This is a genomic window from Bacillus sp. ISL-7 (genome assembly GCF_018613065.1).
In genome coordinates this window covers 1-20,084 of record NZ_JAGGQW010000044.1, presented here as the reverse complement: position 1 = coordinate 20,084, position 20,084 = coordinate 1, and the positions used below count along the sequence as shown (strand labels likewise).

Annotated in this window: 19 protein-coding genes and 1 pseudogene; 7 read left to right on the top strand and 13 right to left on the bottom strand. The window is 37.6% G+C overall.

The window, feature by feature from the left end:
• Positions 1-455 precede the first annotated feature (455 nt).
• The 6 genes from J7E66_RS17735 to J7E66_RS17710 form a co-directional block, all read right to left on the bottom strand.
• On the bottom strand, positions 456-719 hold the full coding sequence (locus J7E66_RS17735; RefSeq protein WP_215002256.1) for a hypothetical protein: 264 nt from the start codon (positions 717-719) through the stop codon (positions 456-458).
• Between the two features lie 158 nt (positions 720-877).
• Positions 878-2,254 carry an amino acid permease gene (locus J7E66_RS17730; protein ID WP_215002254.1) on the bottom strand — a complete coding sequence of 459 codons (1,377 nt, stop codon included), beginning with the start codon at positions 2,252-2,254 and terminating at the stop codon, positions 878-880.
• A 381-nt stretch (positions 2,255-2,635) separates the two neighbouring features.
• Positions 2,636-3,922: a dihydrolipoamide acetyltransferase family protein gene (locus J7E66_RS17725; RefSeq protein WP_215002251.1), complete on the bottom strand. Its 1,287-nt coding sequence runs from the start codon at positions 3,920-3,922 to the stop codon at positions 2,636-2,638.
• 12 nt (positions 3,923-3,934) lie between these two features.
• Positions 3,935-4,957: an alpha-ketoacid dehydrogenase subunit beta gene (locus J7E66_RS17720; protein ID WP_215002249.1), complete on the bottom strand. Its 1,023-nt coding sequence runs from the start codon at positions 4,955-4,957 to the stop codon at positions 3,935-3,937.
• Entirely contained in the window at positions 4,957-6,024 is a 1,068-nt protein-coding gene (gene pdhA, locus J7E66_RS17715) for a pyruvate dehydrogenase (acetyl-transferring) E1 component subunit alpha (RefSeq protein WP_215002247.1), read from the bottom strand. Before pdhA ends, J7E66_RS17720 begins: the two co-directional genes overlap by 1 nt.
• Before the next feature lie 25 nt (positions 6,025-6,049).
• On the bottom strand, positions 6,050-7,189 hold the full coding sequence (locus J7E66_RS17710; RefSeq protein WP_215002245.1) for a Leu/Phe/Val dehydrogenase: 1,140 nt from the start codon (positions 7,187-7,189) through the stop codon (positions 6,050-6,052).
• A gap of 477 nt (positions 7,190-7,666) precedes the next feature.
• Between J7E66_RS17710 and J7E66_RS17705 the strand changes: the two genes are divergently transcribed.
• Positions 7,667-8,125: an Lrp/AsnC family transcriptional regulator gene (locus J7E66_RS17705; protein ID WP_215002243.1), complete on the top strand. Its 459-nt coding sequence runs from the start codon at positions 7,667-7,669 to the stop codon at positions 8,123-8,125.
• Between the two features lie 175 nt (positions 8,126-8,300).
• On the opposite strand, the gene J7E66_RS17700 is transcribed toward J7E66_RS17705, so the two are convergent.
• Positions 8,301-8,726, bottom strand: coding sequence for a PLP-dependent aminotransferase family protein (locus J7E66_RS17700; protein ID WP_215002241.1), 426 nt, complete (start codon positions 8,724-8,726; stop codon positions 8,301-8,303).
• Between the two features lie 78 nt (positions 8,727-8,804).
• Here J7E66_RS17700 and J7E66_RS31875 point away from each other — a divergent pair.
• A pseudogene (locus J7E66_RS31875) lies at positions 8,805-8,927 on the top strand (site-specific integrase); the annotation flags it as partial.
• Positions 8,928-9,521: 594 nt separating this feature from the next.
• Here the strand turns inward: J7E66_RS31875 and J7E66_RS17695 are convergent.
• Both J7E66_RS17695 and J7E66_RS17690 read right to left on the bottom strand, forming a co-directional pair.
• The gene (locus J7E66_RS17695) at positions 9,522-10,709 is read right to left on the bottom strand and encodes an acetyl-CoA C-acetyltransferase (RefSeq protein WP_215002239.1); all 1,188 of its coding nucleotides are present in this window, start codon (positions 10,707-10,709) and stop codon (positions 9,522-9,524) included.
• 326 nt (positions 10,710-11,035) lie between these two features.
• The gene (locus J7E66_RS17690; protein ID WP_215002237.1) at positions 11,036-11,548 is read right to left on the bottom strand and encodes a hypothetical protein; all 513 of its coding nucleotides are present in this window, start codon (positions 11,546-11,548) and stop codon (positions 11,036-11,038) included.
• Between the two features lie 182 nt (positions 11,549-11,730).
• Here J7E66_RS17690 and J7E66_RS17685 point away from each other — a divergent pair, with 182 nt between their 5' ends.
• The 3 genes from J7E66_RS17685 to phaC all read left to right on the top strand — a co-directional run bounded on the left by J7E66_RS17685 (position 11,731) and on the right by phaC (position 14,298).
• Positions 11,731-12,357, top strand: a complete 627-nt coding sequence (locus J7E66_RS17685) for a hypothetical protein (RefSeq protein ID WP_215002235.1) — start codon at positions 11,731-11,733, stop codon at positions 12,355-12,357.
• Positions 12,358-12,405: 48 nt separating this feature from the next.
• Positions 12,406-13,149: an acetoacetyl-CoA reductase gene (gene phbB / locus J7E66_RS17680; RefSeq protein WP_215002233.1), complete on the top strand. Its 744-nt coding sequence runs from the start codon at positions 12,406-12,408 to the stop codon at positions 13,147-13,149.
• A 105-nt stretch (positions 13,150-13,254) separates the two neighbouring features.
• Positions 13,255-14,298 carry a class III poly(R)-hydroxyalkanoic acid synthase subunit PhaC gene (gene phaC, locus J7E66_RS17675; RefSeq protein ID WP_374103863.1) on the top strand — a complete coding sequence of 348 codons (1,044 nt, stop codon included), beginning with the start codon at positions 13,255-13,257 and terminating at the stop codon, positions 14,296-14,298.
• A gap of 743 nt (positions 14,299-15,041) precedes the next feature.
• Here phaC and J7E66_RS17670 read toward each other — a convergent pair.
• The 4 genes from J7E66_RS17670 to J7E66_RS17660 form a co-directional block, all read right to left on the bottom strand.
• Entirely contained in the window at positions 15,042-16,316 is a 1,275-nt protein-coding gene (locus J7E66_RS17670; RefSeq protein ID WP_215002229.1) for an IS110 family RNA-guided transposase, read from the bottom strand.
• A gap of 198 nt (positions 16,317-16,514) precedes the next feature.
• On the bottom strand, positions 16,515-16,970 hold the full coding sequence (locus J7E66_RS32910) for a CBO0543 family protein (RefSeq protein WP_374103862.1): 456 nt from the start codon (positions 16,968-16,970) through the stop codon (positions 16,515-16,517).
• A gap of 860 nt (positions 16,971-17,830) precedes the next feature.
• The gene (locus tag J7E66_RS17665; protein ID WP_215002228.1) at positions 17,831-18,046 is read right to left on the bottom strand and encodes a DUF3006 domain-containing protein; all 216 of its coding nucleotides are present in this window, start codon (positions 18,044-18,046) and stop codon (positions 17,831-17,833) included.
• Position 18,047: 1 nt separating this feature from the next.
• Positions 18,048-18,890 (bottom strand): ComEC/Rec2 family competence protein, encoded by an 843-nt coding sequence (locus tag J7E66_RS17660; RefSeq protein ID WP_215002226.1) that lies wholly within the window; start codon positions 18,888-18,890, stop codon positions 18,048-18,050.
• 478 nt (positions 18,891-19,368) lie between these two features.
• On the opposite strand from J7E66_RS17660, the gene J7E66_RS17655 reads away from it, so the two are divergent.
• Together J7E66_RS17655 and J7E66_RS17650 are read left to right on the top strand one after the other, a co-directional pair.
• A complete protein-coding gene (locus J7E66_RS17655) occupies positions 19,369-19,638 on the top strand; it encodes a hypothetical protein (protein WP_215002224.1) in 270 nt (89 codons plus the stop codon).
• A 191-nt stretch (positions 19,639-19,829) separates the two neighbouring features.
• The gene (locus J7E66_RS17650) at positions 19,830-20,048 is read left to right on the top strand and encodes a hypothetical protein (RefSeq protein WP_215002222.1); all 219 of its coding nucleotides are present in this window, start codon (positions 19,830-19,832) and stop codon (positions 20,046-20,048) included.
• The last annotated feature ends 36 nt before the right edge of the window (positions 20,049-20,084 follow it).

The window sequence follows — 20,084 nt, the reverse complement described above, 5'->3', positions numbered from 1 at the left end:
AAAGATAACATCTTCTCTTGAAAATTTAAATTTCTTACGTTTTCTTAAGGTTCTCTTTCTTATTTTCCTATCACTGCTAATTGTTTATCTCTATTATTTACATACAAAAGGAACTCTTACATCTAATGTGGCCTTGCTGTGGAAATTGCATAAGAAAGTTATTATGATTATATTCGGGTTCGTATCATACAGTGTGGGTGTTTTTCAATTGGGAGTTAGAAAAGGGAGAAAAGGATAATAGTTGATTGATATCTTATACATAACAATCCTCATTTTATCGTCAACCATCCGCTTTTAGTACACTTGTGGGTACCCGTTTTCGTCCCTTACCTCTCCTCTCGACCACTTAACGGTTGACCTGATTTCTATTCAAAATTTGATGCTCCCTATAGGAAACTAAAACAAAGTTTAATCAATAAGATCCTTTTCCAACATTATTTTCATTTAGATTTACGCTAAATTAAGGGTTTTAACTCCTGGCGTTGGATTCGAATTACCATTGAACCTTTTTTATCCTTTTCGATGTTTGCTAGATAGATGGCTAAATATTTATCAGTGATTCGTACTGGAACAAATCCAATCCGAGACCGAATGATATTTTCCACAACAAATGCCTTTTTTGTGAAATACATGTAATCCTGGCATGCTTCCCTTTCAGCACCCTTGAAATCATCATTTCCGGCATCGCTATGGTATAACATTCGTGTATATAGCAACAAAGAATTGATCGCTACCATGGAAGCAATGGTTTATCGTAAAAATCAGTCCTTTGTTGAAACAGAAGTTTAAGTATTTATAAATGTAAAAAATGATATGAGCCATTATGGCCCATATCATTTTTTTAATTGTTTATCTATTCTCTTAAATATGGATATGACTATACTACTTTATTCTGTTTTACTATCTTGGTATCTTTTTCATCCACATTTTTAAACTTAAAGATGGAAATCAAAAATAGCACCGCTAAAACAACGAGACAAGTAATAATACTCACTCGATTCTGTTCATCTAACAAAAATATTACTGATATGATGCTTAACGTAACGACTGTAATCGCAGTTACATATGGGAAGCCCCACAATTTAAAGCTTGGTTCTTTAGGATAGGAATTGCGAAGTTTTAAATGTGCTAGACAAATACCAATCCAGACCAACGATACGACAAAACCCGGAACCGCCATTAATAAAGTAAATACCTTTTCCTGCGCAACAAAGGCAATCATGGAGCCGCCGACTAATATAATTGCTGTTAATATTAAACTGTATAATGGAACACCCTTTTTTGATACAAAAGAGAAAGACTTTGGAGCTTCCCCTTCAACCGCTAGGGAATGAAGCATCCGTGTACAACCGTATATACCGGAGTTGGCTGCAGATAAGACAGCTGTAATTAAAATAAAGTTCATAAGGTGAGCTGCCCCCTTCAGGCCGGCCATGGATAACACCTGGACAAACGGACTCGCATGACTGATGCCAATTTCATTCCAAGGAATTAAACCGCAAATGACCAGAATTGGCAGCGTGTAAAACAAAATAATTCTCCAAACAAAACTTTTAATCACCTTAGGTAAAATCCGTTCTGCATCTTTTACTTCTGTTACTGTTAATCCTATTAATTCAGAACCTCCATAAGAAAACATAACAATAAACAGAGCTGAAAAGATTGACATCCACCCTTTCGGGAAAAAACCGCCTTGCTCTGTAAAATTGTGAAGATAGTTGGATTGATTGCTCGGGATGACTCCAAATAAAATACCTGCTCCTATTATGATAAATACGATAATCATGGTGATTTTAATGCCTGCAAACCAAAATTCAAATTCCCCATAATTTTTAACATTCATCATGTTAATTCCAATAACTAAAGCGGCACAGCCTAAACTTAATTCCCAAAGAGGAATGGATGGAAACCAGTATTGCAAGAAGCTGCCTGCCACGACAATCTCGATGACACATACGGCCAGCCACATGAAACAATACATCCAGCCTATAACAAAGGAAGCGCGCTTACCAAATGCTTTCTGAACAAAGCCTTTCATATTTGTGTTCGGATAGACGATGGCCATTTCTGCTATAGCTCCCATAACAACAAGAAGCAATAGTCCTGCGAACACATATGTAAAGATAACACCTGGTCCTGCTAATGATACGGTTTCTGCACTACCTTTAAAAATCCCTGTCCCTATTGCTCCTCCCATTGCCATCATACTTATATGCCGCGGCAACAACTTCTTTTGCAATGATGCATCTTTCATTAATTAGTCCTCCTAAACTCTTTTAATTAATATACCAGAACGACAAGATCAAAATGAACTATCAACGGGTTTCCTGGATGGTAACGAACTTGTCCAACCGGAAAAATCCTTTAAAGCAAACGCTTACAAATTTTGCTGTTGTTCTTTTTTGGAAATTTCTTTCTACCACCCAAGCCTCTGGTGAGGTCCGATTTATTTTCGTAGATCTGTTTCCACATCTTATCTGCTTTTTGAGATAGGAAGACTTCAACCAATCTATTGGCAATGAAAATACTTTACCAAAATGATGTGGAGTAGTCTTCCTAATTTGGTGTCCTATTGTCCCTGAGCTTGACGGGACTTACTAGTTATATTCTTGGAGTTTAGTGGATTTATTGGTTACTATGCAAGTTCTATTGGCCACAACTTAGGGTTTTCAATTAATTGTTTAAAGCGGTTCGTAAAGGCTACTGCTGTAGCACCGTCTGCAACGCGGTGGTCAAACGCCATCGACATGGTCATGATCGAGCGAATCGCAATCTCATCGTTTTCCATAACAACAGGCATTTTTTTCGTCTTATGGAAGGCAATTAACCCTGTTTCCGGATGATTAATAATCGGAGTAGCGCCGATACTTCCTAATGGACCGACATTACTGATGGTAAATGTTCCTCCTTTTAATTCAGCCGACGTCAGCTTATCCTCTTGCGCTTTTTTCGTTAACTCTCTCAATTTGTCATGAATTTGACGAACAGATAATTGGTCAGCATGATGAATGATAGGTACAATTAAACCATTTTCTGTATCCGTGGCAATTCCAATGTTATATTCCTTTTCTAAACGGATTACTTCGTTTTCTTCATCAAGCTTGGCATTGAATACAGGGAATTGTTTTAATGCCACTGCGATCGCTTTGATAAAGAAAGCAACAGCCGAAACATTGATATTCATTTCTTTTAAATCGTTTCGATAGGTGAGCAGCTCAGTTAGATCTGCTTCTTCAAAATGTGTCACATGAGGAATCGTATAAAGTGATAGGGTCATTTTCTTTGCAATTTGCTTCCGACGGCCTCTAAACGGAATTACTTCTGCATTAGATTCATTTATGTTCAGAACTTCCTGCTTTTGAATCTCTTGTTTAGGTTCTGTTTTTGCTTCAGTCACTTCGGCGGAAGGCGCTTTCATTTCCTTAGGAGATTGGATTTTATCACGTTTTTTAACAAAGTTGTATATATCTTCCACAGTGATGCGCCCAAATGTTCCAGTACCTGTAATTTCGTTAATATCTACACGAAACTCCCGTGCAATTTTTCTTGTGTAAGGCGCCGCAATGATGAATTTTTTTTCTCCTTTTTGCTCGATCACATCTGTTTGCTGCAGTTGTGATTGTAACGCCTCTGCCTTTTTAGAAGCTGCTTCTGCTTGTTTCTTTTCTGTTTCTACCGCTTTTGCTCCTTCTGTTTCCAGTACCAGAAGAGTAGTACCAACGGAGACCGTATTACCATGGTCCACAACAATTTCCTTTATTTTCCCTGAAGCTGGGGAAGGAAGCTCAGCCACCATTTTATCCGTTTGTACCTCTACAAGAGGCTGGTCCACCTTGACCATATCCCCCACTTTTACGAAATAGTGAATAATTTCTCCCTCTGTCATCCCTTCACCAATATCATGTAGTTTTACTTCAACCAATGTTTTCCCCTCCTAAAAATGCACAACTTTTTCGATTGCGTTGAATACCCGCTTTGGTGTAGGTAAATAATGTTCTTCCAGCGCAAATAATGGTACCGGTACATCAAAACCTGTCACGCGCTCAATCGGAGATTTTATATACAAAAATGATGTATCATTTATAATGGAAACAATATCATTACCCACTCCGCCTGTTGCATGGGCTTCATGAACAATAACCGCACGTCCTGTTTTTTGAACAGATTCTGCAATAATGTCCTTATCAAGAGGATAAAGGGTCCGCAAATCAATTACATCACAGGTAATGCCGTACTTTTCGGCCTGTTCCGCTGCTTTCATGGCTACCGGTACCATCGCACCCCATGCAAAAACAGAAACGTCATCTCCTTCTTTGAGCCTTTTCCCTTTTCCGATTTCAACTATATATTTTCCTTCCGGAACCTCTTCACGGTTAGCACGGTAGATTCTCATAGACTCTAAAAATATGACGGGATCCGGATCTTCGATAGCTGCGATGATCAGACCCTTTGCATCGTATGCAGATGAAGGGCAAACAACTTTTATTCCGGGCATATGAGTAAACAATGCTTCCACACTGTCTGAATGAACTTCCGGAGCACGGATGCCTGCACCGTATGGAGCACGGATGACCATTGGAACTGTATAGCTTCCCATCGTACGCATACGAATGCGTGATACATGTGTCATGATCTGCTCATACGCCGGATAAATAAAACCAAGAAACTGCATCTCCGCTACGGGTTTAAATCCATTGACAGCCATTCCGATAGAGGTTCCGATAATCCCTGCTTCGCTCAGTGGCGTATCAATAACGCGATCTTCCCCAAATTCTTCTTGCAAACCCTCGGTAGCACGGAATACGCCACCGTTTTTACCGATATCTTCACCAAGCAGAAGGACTCGCTCATCCTCTTTTAAAATCGTGCGCAACCCATCTGTTACGGCTTGAACGAGTGTTAGCTCGTTAGTTTTTGTAGTTTGGTCATCTGCCGGTCTGTCTACACTTAAAATCATCAGGCTTCCCTCCCGATCAATTGAAAATATTCTTCTTTTTGTTTCGCAATCGTCCAAGTCGGCTTTTCAAATACATTATCGAATAAATCATTAATATTTGGTTTTGGATAGCTTTCCATATCTTTTACTGCTTGTTCTACTTCGGTTGCGGTTTCTTCTTTGACCTTCATCACCCATTCTGCATCCCAGAAGTTGTTTGCTTTCATAAAGCGTTCTACACGAAGAAGAGGATCTCGATTTTCTCGAATTGTGTCACTTTGGGACTGATCGCGATATTTAGTCGGGTCATCTGCCGTTGTATGAGCACCATATCTCCATGTCATTGCTTCAATTAAAGTTGGGCCTAGTCCTTGACGGGCACGGTCTAGCCCTTCCATCGTTTGGAAATACACAGCAAAAATATCGTTTCCATCGACACGGACACCCGGCATATCATAAGCGAGTGCTTTTTGGGCAATCGTTTTGGAATTCATTTGTTTTTTAATCGGCACTGAAATCGCAAAGCCGTTATTTTGATTAAAGAAGATAACTGGAGCTTTAAACACACTGGCAAAATTCAATCCTTCATGGAAATCGCCCTCTGAAGTGGCACCGTCTCCAAAATAGGCAATCGCTGCATTTTTCGTACCTTTTCTTTTTTCCGCCATAGCAGCCCCTGCTGCATGCGGGATTTGTGTTGCAATGGGAACGGCTGGTGGGAAAATCTTTTTCCCTTCTTCAGACACGCATCCCTCCACACGCCCATTCCAATATAAATATGTACGGGCCATGCCGGCTCCAAACGTTAACGTGGCACCATGGTCACGATAGGTAGGGAATACCCAGTCATCTTTTTCAAGCGCCAGTGCACTTCCAACTTGAGAAGCTTCCTGACCCTCAAACGGAGCATACGTACCAAGTCTTCCTTGACGTTGCAAACTAATGGCTTTTCGATCAAAGGTACGAATGCGAACCATATTATAGTAGAATTTTTTAACAAGATCTTCGGTTATTTTATCTTTGTAATCCTCATTTATTAATTGGCCGATTTCATCGACAATTTGAAATATTGGAAATTCCGTTAACATGTCATCACCTCATAAACAGAAATTATTATTTACGAATATCCCATTTAGAACGTTTGGTATGAGTGAAAAAGCTATTATGCTTTTTTCGGTCTTCTATTCGTTTTTCACATAGTCGGTTTGCCGCTTTAATGGTCGTGATATCATCCAACCCTGCCTGTCTGTACACTTCCAATAACGATGTGTAAATGGATCTTGTTTTCGATAATACACGCTCTTTATTGTAGCCGTATAGTTCATCTGCTACTTGAATTAGACCGCCAGCATTTACAATGTAATCTGGAGCATATAAAATTCCTTTTTGTTTTAGTACTTCTCCGTGTTTCTCAGTAAGAAGCTGATTATTTGCCGAACCAGCCACTGCTTTTACTTTTAACAGTTCGATTGTTTCATCGTTAATAATTCCACCAAAAGCACAAGGAACAAATACATCTGCTTCTGCAGAATACACATCATTTCCGCTTACTACACGAGCAATGCTTCCTAATTGTTTTGCACGTTCTTGAATGGCTTTTATGGCTTCTTCATTAATATCACTTACGTATAAATCAGCTCCGGATTCAAGCAATTGTTCGGCTACTTTGAACCCTACTTTTCCAAGACCTTGGATAGTGAAGGTCTTTCCGGAAAGATCATCTGTGCCAAAAACGACTTTATTCGTTGCTTTTATACCATAAATGACTCCAAGCGCAGTCGGAATGGATGAATCACCGCCGCCTCCGTATGCTTCAGGAATTCCTACGATGCAATTTGTCTCTTTTGAGGCATGGATAAAGTCATCCATTGAAGTACCCATATCTGTTCCTGTGTAAAAACGTCCGTTTAAAGAATCAACAAACTGACCGAAAGCTCTAAACATAGCTGGTGTTTTATCCGTTGCAGGATCACCGAAGATTACCGCTTTTCCTCCACCGAAATCGACATCGGCAGCAGCGCATTTATATGTCATCCCTTTAGATAAACGGAGTACATCTTCCAAGGCCTCATCCATTGTACGATACGGGCGCATACGGCAGCCCCCCAATGCAGGTCCGAGTGTTGTATTATGGATGGCGATAATCGCTTTCAACCCTGTTGTCGGGTCATTGCAAAAAACAATTTGCTCATGCTCATGCATTTTTTCAATAACTGATTCAGTTTTTTGTACAGAGTGTTCTAACACGTTCATTTAAATTACCTCCATTAGCACTGTGATTATAGTAGAAAAACATTTTAAAAAAAGAGAAAAAACAACTTCTTTTCCTGTGTTAATGATGAAGAAGTTTCATTTTCGACGACTTGCTTGACTCTTTCTTCTCGAATGACCATCTCTAGGTACCTAGCTTTTCCGCTTTGGTAGCGATTACATTTTATTAAATAGAAGCTTGGCAGTAGATATCGTTACAACAAACCCTTCTGCTGTTGATGCGGACAAATTAATCAGCACCTTCCATAAACAATGATCGAGTTCATTGAAATTACCCTGATTTGAGATAATACATAATCTTTTTATTTGTTTAAAAATTAGAAAGATTATGCTTCTATTTAATATTAAGCTATAATATAATTGAAAAACATATCAAAATGCATAAATTTTGGTGATAAGCATTATATTTTGCATAAGTTTTTCAATATTTAACTTCATTTTTAAAAGGAGAATAATTCTATGGACCAATTAGATATTCGTCTGCTTGAACTTCTTCAAATGGACGGACGGATGACTTTAAGTGAATTATCGAAGAAATTATCCCTTAGTCGTCCAAGCATTACTGAGCGTTTAAAAAGGCTTCAAGATAGGGAAATTATTGAAGGATTCAGTGCCCGGGTATCCCTCGAAGCCATTGGACGGGATGTAATCGTTTATATTCAGGTAAGTGAACTCAAGGTATTATCTTATACAGAATTTGAGAAGCGGATTATCGTTGACCCTGACATCGTTGAATGTCATCGGTTAACCGGCTCAGTTAGCTATTTACTTAAGGCTGCCGTTACAGGGATGGATCATCTGAGCAGGCTTATTGACCGGCTAACTCCTTACGGAAATGTAAATACATCAATCGTTTTATCATCACCCGTCTCATTTCGCTGCATCACTCCACATGACGTTAAGGAAGTAAAAAAGTAAACCTGGTGCAATGGGTATGAAAAATGGAAAAAGAAAGCAGCTTTTTATAACTGCTTTCTTTTCAACTCATCTAATGTCTTCCCATTTTTATCTTTCCACCTCAATGTTTATTTTACGAATCATGCTAAATAGTTCAGACATGAAGTAGGCGGGCTGCCATTTTTTCATAGATAATTTATACTCCTGCTCCATGAAGTGATTCTACACTTTCACGGAATACCTTTGTATGATGATTGATATCCTCAACAGTTGTCTGGGAAGAAATCAGTGCCATGTTGTGGAAAGGAGTCATTAAAATTCCTCGATTTAGAGCATACAGGTGCATGTAGCGATCCAGTTCATAATCAGATGTTGCAGCGGCTTCCCCACCGTTTTTTGGTGGAGTGTCACGGAACCAATACTCTGTACGGCAACCAAGATGTTTAACAATACACGGGAGGTTATGTTCTTTAATCACTGACTCCACACCATCACAAAAACGTTTGGTTAGAGCAATGTTTCGATCATATGCTTCCGCAGTAAGCACATTTTCCAAGGTGGCACGCATGGTAGCCATTGATAGGGCATTCCCTGCTAGAGTACCTCCAATTTCCGCCGACATCGGCTCCTTCAATGTCTATCGTACTTACGGATTCGCTGAGCTAGTTCTTCACTGAAACCGTAGACAGCTGTTGGAATCCCTAAAGTCGTTTCTGAACGATTAGGTCATTCGACAATCGGAATCACGATGGACACGTATACTCATGTGTTACCAAATATGCAAAAAGAAGCTGCCCAGCAGTTTGAGCAGCTCAATAAATAACCTATGTAAATTATTTAAAAAGCAATGTTACCAAAATGTGACCTAAGGTAATGTTTTCAGTTGTTGGCCAGCAACTTTCTACTCTATTTAACTTCTCATATAACCCTCAAAAACCCTTATATATCAAGGTTGGCGGGACTGCGTGGGAATCGAACCCACCAGACCTGGCACGCAGGTCTCAAACAGTTTTGAAGACTGAACTTGTCTTCTATGATTTTATTCCTGAATGCTAGAATAAATTAATCCCCGCCACATCAACTTCAAATGAGTTTTATTAACTTTAATTATTTACAATTTCAAAACAAATAAAGTTTAATATTCTCATATTTCAAAGGATAGTTCCATACTACACCGAGATGGAAGTCATTTGACCATCCTTCGTTACAGTAATGTCATTGATATCTGAATTTTTATTTATAATATTCTTAGATAAACTACTCATCGGTTACTGCAAGAAAATTAAAAATCAGTGCGTCTGGTGTGAAGGTCATGCCACTTAAACAATATTAGCGTTTACTCTTTAAGGCATATAAAAAAAGAAATAGGGATATTAGGAGGCCAGCATTGAAAAAAATCAAATTGTTGAATTATATTTTAATTACGTTCCACAATGGTTGCTACTCCTTGGCCACCGCCAATACAAAGTGTTGCTAATCCCATGCGGCTATCACGTTTTAGCATTTCGTGAATGAGAGTAACTAAAATGCGTGCTCCACTGGCACCAATTGGATGACCTAACGCAATTGCGCCGCCATTTACATTTAATTTTTCTTTATCAAAGTGAAGTTCACGATCCACTGCAATTGATTGAGCGGCAAAAGCTTCGTTCGCTTCAATTAAATCCATATCTTGTAATGTTAAAGAAGCCTTTTTTAGAACCTTTTTTACAGCTGTAACCGGGCCGATTCCCATAATGCTTGGATCCACGCCACCACCTGCATTCGCTTTTACGGTAACTAACGGTTTAATTCCTAATTCATCTGCTTTTTTACGACTCATGATGACAAATGCTGCTGCCCCATCGTTTATTCCAGAAGCATTTCCAGCTGTGACAGATCCTTCTTTGTTAAAGGCTGGGCGAAGCTTTCCCAACCCTTCTGCAGTTGTTCCAGCACGAAGAAATTCGTCTTCGGCGAATACTGTTACTTGTCCTTTACGGCCCGGCACTTCAACAGGAACAATTTCATCTGCAAAGCGATTCGATTCGATCGCAGCTTGAGCCTTTTGCTGGCTCCATGAAGAGAATTCATCTTGTTCTTCACGAGAAATTTCATATTTTGCAGAAAGGTTTTCAGCTGTAATACCCATATGATAATTATTGAAGGCACACCATAGTCCATCGTGAATCATGCTGTCCACCAATTTCTGATCTCCCAACTTGAATCCATCGCGAGCCCCTCTAAGCAAGAAAGGAGACTGGCTCATATTTTCCATTCCTCCGGCAACTACCACTTCTGCATCCCCTGAAAGAATAGCTTGTGTTGCTAGATGAACCGCTTTCAGTCCTGAACCGCATACCTTATTAATCGTTAGCGCGGATACCTCATGAGGCAAACCAGCAGCAATGGCAGCTTGTCTTGCTGGGTTTTGCCCAAGTCCTGCTTGTAAGACATTCCCCATAATGACTTCATCCACTTGAGTAACATTGATCCCAGCTTTTTCAATGGCTCCTTTGATAACTATTCCACCTAATGTTGTTGCCGGAACACTTTTTAAACTTCCACTAAAGCTTCCAATTGCTGTTCTTACCGAACTGACGATAACCACTTCTGTTTGATTCATGTTAAGTCTCTCCTTTAAAAGTCATTTATTTTTAATCATTTAAAATAACTGTTAAATCATTTTTAAAAGGAATTAAGAATATAGGTAACTTGAAATTTTTTCTTTCCAATTGATATCCTGTCTTTATCCAAAACGAAATATGCAAAAGGCAGACTAAAAGTTGTTGGTATTTGGAAAATACTGTGGTTGTGGGGAAAAACATTAGATAAGCTTTTTAGGAGATCCTTTTCGTTACAGATTGTCCTTTAGTGGTAGGATATAAATTGTATATAGAAAATTGTATATAGAAAATTGTATATAGAAAAAAGAACAGCGAAATCGCTGTTCTACTTAAACAAATTAAATGCCATTTTTGTGTTAGATTCAAATAAATCCATAAATCCTTTTTGTGCAGATTTAAATTGATTTAAAGCCTCTTCACGAATCTTTTTTTGCTGTTCGATACTATTTTTAATCGATTGTTGGAACTGCTCTTGTGACTGATTTAATAAATTTAAGCTTTCTTTATTTGGAGTAGAAGTTAACTGTTGAACGCGGTTGTTAATTTCATCCAGTTGAGCATTCCACTTTTCGAAAGACTGGCTTGTTTGTTCACCATAAACTGTTTCAACATTTTGCTTTACGTAATCGCGAACTTCTGTAATTAATTTTTTCTGTTGTTCTTGGATTAAGCCAAGGTCACCAGTAATTTTCTCCAATGATTCTTTTTGAGTTGTAAATGCTTGAAGTAAAAGATTTTCTACTTCTTTTTGAGAAGCGGACACCTTGTCCAAACTGTTTGTCCAAATGTTTACTAGTGATTCACCAAAATTAGAAACGAACTCATTGTTTACTTCCATTATAAAATACCTCCTCAATAATAAATAACACTATATGTAAATTACACCTATGTGAGAAATTTGTCAAATAATTATTATTTAAAGTATTTACTTTTTCTTCATATCTTTACCCTATCTTTATTTAAAATTTATTGGGTACCATAAGTGTTAGCAAAATTGGAAATAGTGGAGGCGACAATTAAATGACTCAAAACTTAGACATGTTTGAAATGTGGAAAAACTATTTTAACCAGTCCAGTACCTTAATCGATGAAAAAATGAAAGAACAATTTCCATCACAGGCCATGGGGCAGATCTTGGATATGAATCTTATGTTCCAAAAAATGTTAAATGAAACAACCGAACGTTATTTTGAGCAGATGAATGTCCCAACCCGTACGGACATTGCAAAAATCTCGTCCCTTATCGTCAATGTGGATACAAAAGTTGATGACTTAGAAGAGCTTTGGGAAGAAACGAGAGCTAAACAACTAAACCAAGGAGAACTGCGAACTGAAATTAAAGATTTTGGAAAAGAACTAAAAAGTCTAGATGCTAAACTTAACCAAATCATTACTCAAGTAAATTCTCTAATCGAAGTAAATAATAAAAAAGCTGCAGATATCAACAAAGCTGCAGAGGTCAACGAAGCTGCAGAGGTCAACGCCGCTGAGGATAACAAGGAAGCAGCAAAGATTACCACGGCTGCTAATAACAAAGAAGTGACAAAAGTCACCGCGGCTGCAAAAAACAGGAGAACAGCAAAGAACAAAGTAGCTGCCAATAACAAAAGAGCAGCAAGTAACAAGGATGAGCAAAACAGCCTGTAAAATTCTTTAACATTTAATACAACAACTTATATAAAGGGGTTGGTGTAAATGGCAGATTTAAATAACAAAGTTGCGATTGTCACTGGTGGGAGCAGAGGAATCGGTGCAGCGATTTCCATGGAATTAGCAAGGAACGGCGTAAAAGTAGTCATCAACTATAACAGCCGCAATGAGCTGGCAGAAAAGGTGGTCGCAGAAATAAACGAAATCGGCAGCGAAGCTTATGCCGTGCAAGCAGACGTTTCAAAATTATCGGATGCTGAAAAATTAATAAGAGAAACCGTTAATCATTTTGGCAGACTAGATATCCTTGTTAATAATGCAGGGATCACAAGAGACAAGTCCTTCAAAAAACTTAGTGAAGAAGACTGGAGAACAGTTATTGACGTGAATTTAAACAGCGTTTACAATACAACCTCTTTTGCTTTGCAGCATTTGCTTGAATCAGATGCGGGCCGCATCATCAACATATCGTCTATTATCGGCCAGGCTGGCGGCTTTGGGCAGACCAATTATGCTGCAGCAAAAGCCGGAATGATTGGTTACACAAAATCTCTTGCTCTGGAGCTTGCAAAAAGCGGTGTAACGGTTAATGCGATAGCCCCGGGATTTATAGACACAGAGATGGTTAAAGCCATTCCGGAAAATATTCGCGAATCAATAGTCGCTAAGGTTCCGCAACGCCGATTTGGTCAGCCAGATGAAATCGCAAAAGGAGTTATTTACCTATGTAAAGATGGTGATTATATCACTGGGCAGCAGTTAAATATTAACGGCGGGCTGTATATGTAGCGAGATCATTCCCTATCGTTAGGATACACCATTCGATTCGCATTACTTTGAAAGGTGTGAGGAATCATGAGAATCCCAACTATAGAAGAACAGATTTCTGCAGCTATGCCGGAGCAATACCAAAATTATTATGCAAAAATAAAAAGAGCAGCTGAAGTATTAACAAAGGATGCCGAACCAGAAGTAGGGCCAACACCAAAAGAAGTCATTTGGACAAAAAACAAAGCGACATTATACCGCTACACATCCGATCAACCAAAAAAACATAAAATTCCACTTCTAATGGTTTATGCATTAATTAATAAACCGTATATCCTAGATTTAACAAGAGGATTCAGTTTGGTTGAATATCTGGTTAACCGCGGTTTTGATGTGTATCTTCTTGACTGGGGTACACCTGGCAAGGAAGACAGAAATATGAAACTGGATGATTACATTATGGACTACATTCCACGTGCAGTTCGTAAAGTATTGCGGACATCCCAGGCGGATGAAGTCTCAATCCTAGGTTACTGCATGGGCGGCACTATGACTTCCATTTTTACTGCTCTTCATCCTGAATTGCCGATTCGCAATGCCATATTTATGACAAGCCCATTTGATTTTGAAGACACAGGCTTATTTGGTTCTTTCCTTGATAAGCGGTATTTTGACATCGACAAGGTTGTCGATACATTGGGCGTTATTCCACCCGAAATGATCGATTTTGGAAACAAAATGTTAAAGCCAATGACCAACTTTTACGGACCGTATGTTAGTCTGGTGGATCGCGCTAACAACGAAGAATTTATTAAAAGCTGGAAACTCATGCAAAAATGGGTAGGCGACGGGATTGCATTCCCAGGTGAAGCCTTCCGTCAGTGGGTCCGGGATTTTTACCAGCAAAATAAGCTGATTAAAGGTGCACTCGAAATTCGCGGGCGCAAGGTCAACTTAAGCAGCATCACCGCTAATGTACTCAACCTGTCTGCTGAAAGAGACCATATTGCCCAGCCGCACCAGGTGGAAGCGTTAATGGACGTAATATCCAGCAAGGATAAAACGTATATTTCTCTTCCAACCGGACACGTATCTGTAGCATTTGGCTCTAAAGCATCAAAAGTCACTTATCCAACAATAGGAGATTGGCTGGAACAACGGTCAGATTAACAAAGATTTTAGGATTTGTAAACTAATTAGTGGAGTACAGAAATTAGTTCCTTCTTCTGTTTACGCCGAAAGTCCAAGAGGAATCTCTTGGACGTTTTTTTTATGTAGTCAGTAAGCCAGTAAGCTGTTGATTGCAAAATGTTTCTTAAACGAAAAAAACTAGAGGTCTTTCGGCTCATCGTCTTTGTAATAGCAACATAGATCTCTGAATTCACTACAAACTCTTGCTACCGATTAGGCGGCCATTTTAGAAGGGCTGATTGTGTTTATTTACTTCATGATCCGACTCCCCTTGCTCAATCGGCTAAAAACATTAATGAACTTATTGCACTCCCTCAGTTTGATACGAATATCTCTTAAATGCTCACTTATTCGCAGGATTTCATAACCCCTATAAATAGATTGACGGGTAATTGGAATGAATTCAGATCATTTGGCTTCGTGAAGGCATAGTTAAATAAAGGAGTTAGCTACTACTCCATATTTTTCCATATAATGTACATCTCCACGCCGCCCCTGGAGGCTTTCCCTCCCATGTCTCAACGGGTCAATCGCCCTCTCATTCCTTCGTCATGCCTGTCCAAGGGGTGGAGGCCAGTTATGCTAACCTGATGGGTCACAATGCCCTTTTGTTCAATAAACCTGGTACTCCGTACATATTTGAAATCCTACGAATAAGGCAACATTCAAAAATTAAAGTTAACTGTTTTAGATGATGATTATATATTACTAATGATTTATTTCTATGCTGCTAAAGGGATTAATACTTGGAGTTTACTTGGACAGTAAGACTCGTTTCGCCGTGCTATTCCTACAAAAATCCTTGCTAGTTTTCCTATCAGTTTCATGATTGATTTCATTTTCTTTATCTTTTTAACCTTCACATTATGGGAATGGACCGCTTTAAATTCAGGGTTATTCATCACAAGGCTCATAGTTGCTAAGTAGAGGAAGCGTCGGAGTCTTGATCTTCCACGCTTCGAAATGACGATCTGACCTTTCCATTTGCCTGAACTTGCTTCAGATAGATGTAATCCTGCATGACGTAATAGAGAGTTTCCGTGGGAGAATCCACTTAAATCTCCTGACTCACCTAGTATCCCAGCTAATGAAATTTCACTGATTCCTTTAATCGTAAGTAGTTTTTTTGCAAATGGTATTTTATTGAGAACTTCTTTAACTTGTTGTTCAACTCTTTCGAGTTGTATTACAGCGAGGTCATATTCTTCTAATAATTGTTCTAGATGGAATTTATAAGCATCAAGTGCTTGCCCAGTTCCAATAGAAGATTTTGCTAGATTGATCAGTAATTGAGCTTTTTTAGGTCCTGGTTGTCTTTTCATTAATGACTTCCATCCCCTCATGACATCTAGTGACTCCATTGAAGATATTTCATCTGGAGTTGGAAATAAACGAAGGGTTGCGATTGAACCTTTGCACGAAACATCGTTAAACACTTGTCGTAACTCTGGAAAGACAACATCCACCCATCGATTTATTTGATTTATAGACATGACGAGACGTTTTACAATCACATCACGGTTAGACATTAGAACTCTAAGTTTCTCAAATGATTCTGAGGAAGGGCGGATAAAGGAATAGTATCCGTTTTTGACCATATCTGCGATAACGAGCGCATCTTTTTTATCACTCTTAGATTGGGTATTATCTCGATTCTCTTTATTCCTTTTTACTAAGTGAGGATTGACTGTTACTACCTCAATGTTTTGGTTGTATAACCATTTTGATAGGTTAATCCAGTAATGGCCTGTAGGCTCCATACCTACTATTGCTGCATCTAAGTTTTTTAATCTTTTTAAATCATGAATCCAGTTTAATAGTTTAATGAACCCCTCTTCATTATTTTCAAATATAAGAGGATCTCCAACTACAATTCCACGGAAGTTAACTGCTCTTGCAACGTGTAGTTGTTGAGCAATATCAACACCAACAATAAGATGTGTATCGGAAATTCTTTCAATTAGTTGATTTTGTTTGTCTTGCATTTTAAAATTCATATTAGGGCTTCCTCCTTTAGACTCTGAGTTAGATTGGACTCTATACTCGTATCTTACTGAGGGGCTCTATTTTTTTCAAACCTGATATTTAACGATCTACAGGAATGCTAACCTGCATCCGTTACTTCAATAAGAAAAAGTGCTTTACTCTTTATTCAAGTAAAGCACCCTTTAGTTCAAGAATTTCTATGTTCGATTTTATATATAATTGAAGGCAAACAAGTAAAAAAATGTAAATAAAATACTTAATGTAATAGCCCACAAGAAATTAACATAATGAATTCGCATCATTATTAACATATTGACGTTAAAAAAAATCGACCACCAAATACTCCACCCGTTATAATAAGTAATCCGCCCAAATTTCCAACCAATCCATTCGACTACACTATAAATAAAGACCCATTTCAAAATATGAACTATTTGTTTTTTTAATGGGGTGGGATAAGTTGATAAGAAGATAAAAGTGGACAATGAAAAGGTTATTAAAACGTACAAAAGGTAAGTCGTAATATGATTTATAATATAGTCTTTTTGGATTTTCCATAAATGATAATTATTAAGTGCAAAGATTTTATATAAAAAATCGCCAGCAATAACGAAAATTATCGTTGGATAGTAATGTTTGAAATTTTTCCAATCCCCCCAATACATAGCAGCCAAAATAGCCCATATTGCTATTGCTATATGAATTTTAATCACTTCCCAATACGATATACATTAATAATATTATTTGAATTTATTAGTATTCTTATGCCTTAAGAGAAGGGAACACCTTCTTAAGCTAACCTGCATACGTTAGTGGAACAAGAAAAAGAGCCGCAGCTACGACTCTTTGTTAAACTAAAGCACCCTTTAATTCAATAAGCGAGATGAATAAGTTGCAAAAAGTGACCTGCATTATTAATGCCTTATTTCCTCATAATCTGTAATTAGAGGTGAAGCATATAGATTAATAAATAATATGTAAACTGGATACAGAATGACAGACCCATAAATCAGAAGGCTAAATCTCGGAAATAGTGTTACTCCTACATTAATAGGAAAAACAACAGAGAAAAAAGAGAAAAAAAGAATAAAATATGGTACCCACAAAAGGAGTGACAAATAGCTGTATTTTCTACTTATAGTCCATTTTTTTGTTAAGTAAATGAATAAAATTGTCGAAAGTAGAAGTCCAATAACATTAATAGCAGCAATTACAATGTAAACATTATCCCATTCCCAGCCAGTTAACATACTAATATGAGATACATTTATTATGAGTTCGATTGCTATAAACAACGCTATAGCGTATAAGGCACTAATAATATTTAACTTTATAAAAAACTTCATCATATACCTCCTTAATTAAGAAACAGCAACACCTCTGAGTTAAGTTCTTTATTCAATTATAATCATTCTTAAAGTAACCTGCCACGTTAGTTGAAGAAGAAATTTACCATAGTTCAAAAAATACCTTTTCATTAAAGCAAAAAAGAAGCCCTTCTCTTTTATCGAGAGGGCTTCACCATTTAATCTTCCCACACATCATCCATAAGTTCATCAATCTCTTGCCTTAGCTTTTCAGTTTCTTCTTTTAAAACTTTGACTTTTTCTCCGTTAATTTCAACAACATCCCCAACAGCTGCACTCTTAGGAAAAATTGCTTTAGGAAAATCCTTAGTTTTCCCATCTATTTCTACAACTGCATATTTCCCTTCAAACCGGTCAATGATTCCTTTAACCAAATTATTTCACCGTCTTTACACTAATTTTTGAACCATTGGTAGTAAAAATAATATGTCCACTTTTATCGGTCCGATATGTTTTTACTTTTAATGAATTTAATCGGTTTACAACCGTACTTGTAGGATGTCCGTAACTATTTTTGCCCACACTTATAACTGCATAAGTTGGTTTTACAGCTTTTAGGAACGCAGAACTAGTCGAGGTTTTAGCACCATGATGACCTACTTTTAGTACATCAGCTTTTAATGTTTGCTTGGAATTAATCATATCTGTTTCAGATTTTACTTCCGCATCACCTGTAAATAGGAAAGATTTTGTACCGTAAACAAGGCGTAAAACAGCACTCCAGTCATTCAAATCACTATTAGAATATGTTTTGACTGGTGCAACAAAGGTTGCTGTGACACCTTTTAATGGTAATTTGACTCCCTTTTGGGCTGTCTTAATTTTAACACCCTCACGCTTAACAGCTGTTAAAAATTCTTTGTAAGCAATAGAGGTATGACTCACTTTTGGAGCATACACCGATTTCACCTTAAATGCTTTTAAGACCTCATCCAATCCACCGATATGATCAGCATCTGGGTGAGTGGAAATCATCACTTCAATGTCGCCCACTTTTTCCTTTTTTAAATACGCTACAACATCGCTACCGTCTTTATTTCCACCATCGATTATGATGTCTTCACCAGCAGCAGTCTTAATGTAAATTGAATCACCTTGTCCCACATTAATAAAGTGGACTTTCATATCCTTTGTTGCAGCTTCGGTTGTTGAAACCCCATATAAAAGGCCTACCAATAAAGATACTGCTGTTATTATTTTAATAATTTTTGATTTCATTGTCTCTCCTCCTCAATTATAAATATTTTACCATTTATTCAGTAATTTGGTACTAGGTATTTAGAAATAGGTTATTTCCTGATACTACTGAAAATCCATACCACATCAAAGGGTCTAGAATTCATAGATTAAGCTCACGGATCGTGTGACTTTTTATAGAGAACTTCAAGCAGAATTCATACAAAAAGACAGCATAATTGACTGGCTGTCCCTTGTACTGCTTATAGATTATTCTTTTACTGTCCTTTTTTACTAATGCACCCGTTAATGGAATTAGCCTCACTCATTTTGATTGCAATAATTTATTTCTTTTCAAAAGTCAATAAATCAAAAAACCATCTCCCCCAATAATATCCAAAAGATTTAGTTAAAAAAGCATCCTTTCGAGGGTGATTTTTATAATGTCACAAAACATTAACAACTAATAATAGGCTGAAGTAAACTTTTGTCGAATATCTCCATTGAAGGAGGAGATATTATGGCAAAGTTAATTACCGTTGATAGGGCAAAAGAAGAGGTAAAAAGATTACAGCAATTTATTAATCTGGTTGAATCGTATCAGTCAGATACTTTAGAAAAACAAATCATTAAGGAATACGCATTAACAAACAGTATTGTGAAGGTAACACAGAATTTAAACATTGAAAGAGAATATGCAACGTCAGTTATAAAAAGTAGAGGTTCGGATGAACTTCATAAATTAATGAGATCAATGTATATGACAAAAACTAATCCAAATAGACATTAGATGTTATTAGACATCAAGGTAATGCGTTGAGAATTTCTGATCATATAACAGTTAACAACGATAAACACAGTTATCCCTGTGTCCATTTCTATTCCAGTGCTTGCCCCGTCACCCACCGAAAAGTAACCTTCCAACAACCACCTAATTTCTGTAAACCAATTCCGCAGTATCATAGAATAGAGGTGAAAAATATGTTTATTAGCCCAATGTTACTTCATAAAACAGATGAACCCTTCAATCATGATGATTATGTTTCGGAGCCAAAAATGGACGGGTTCCGACTTGTCTATTCCTATATAGAAGATAAAAAGCTTTATACTCGCCATAAAACCGATGTCACTAACCGTTTTCCTGAGCTATTAGATTTGAACATTCCAATAGGAACCGTCTTATCAAGACCTAAATTATAAAAAGCCTAAAAAATAAAGGAGAATACATATTAGACA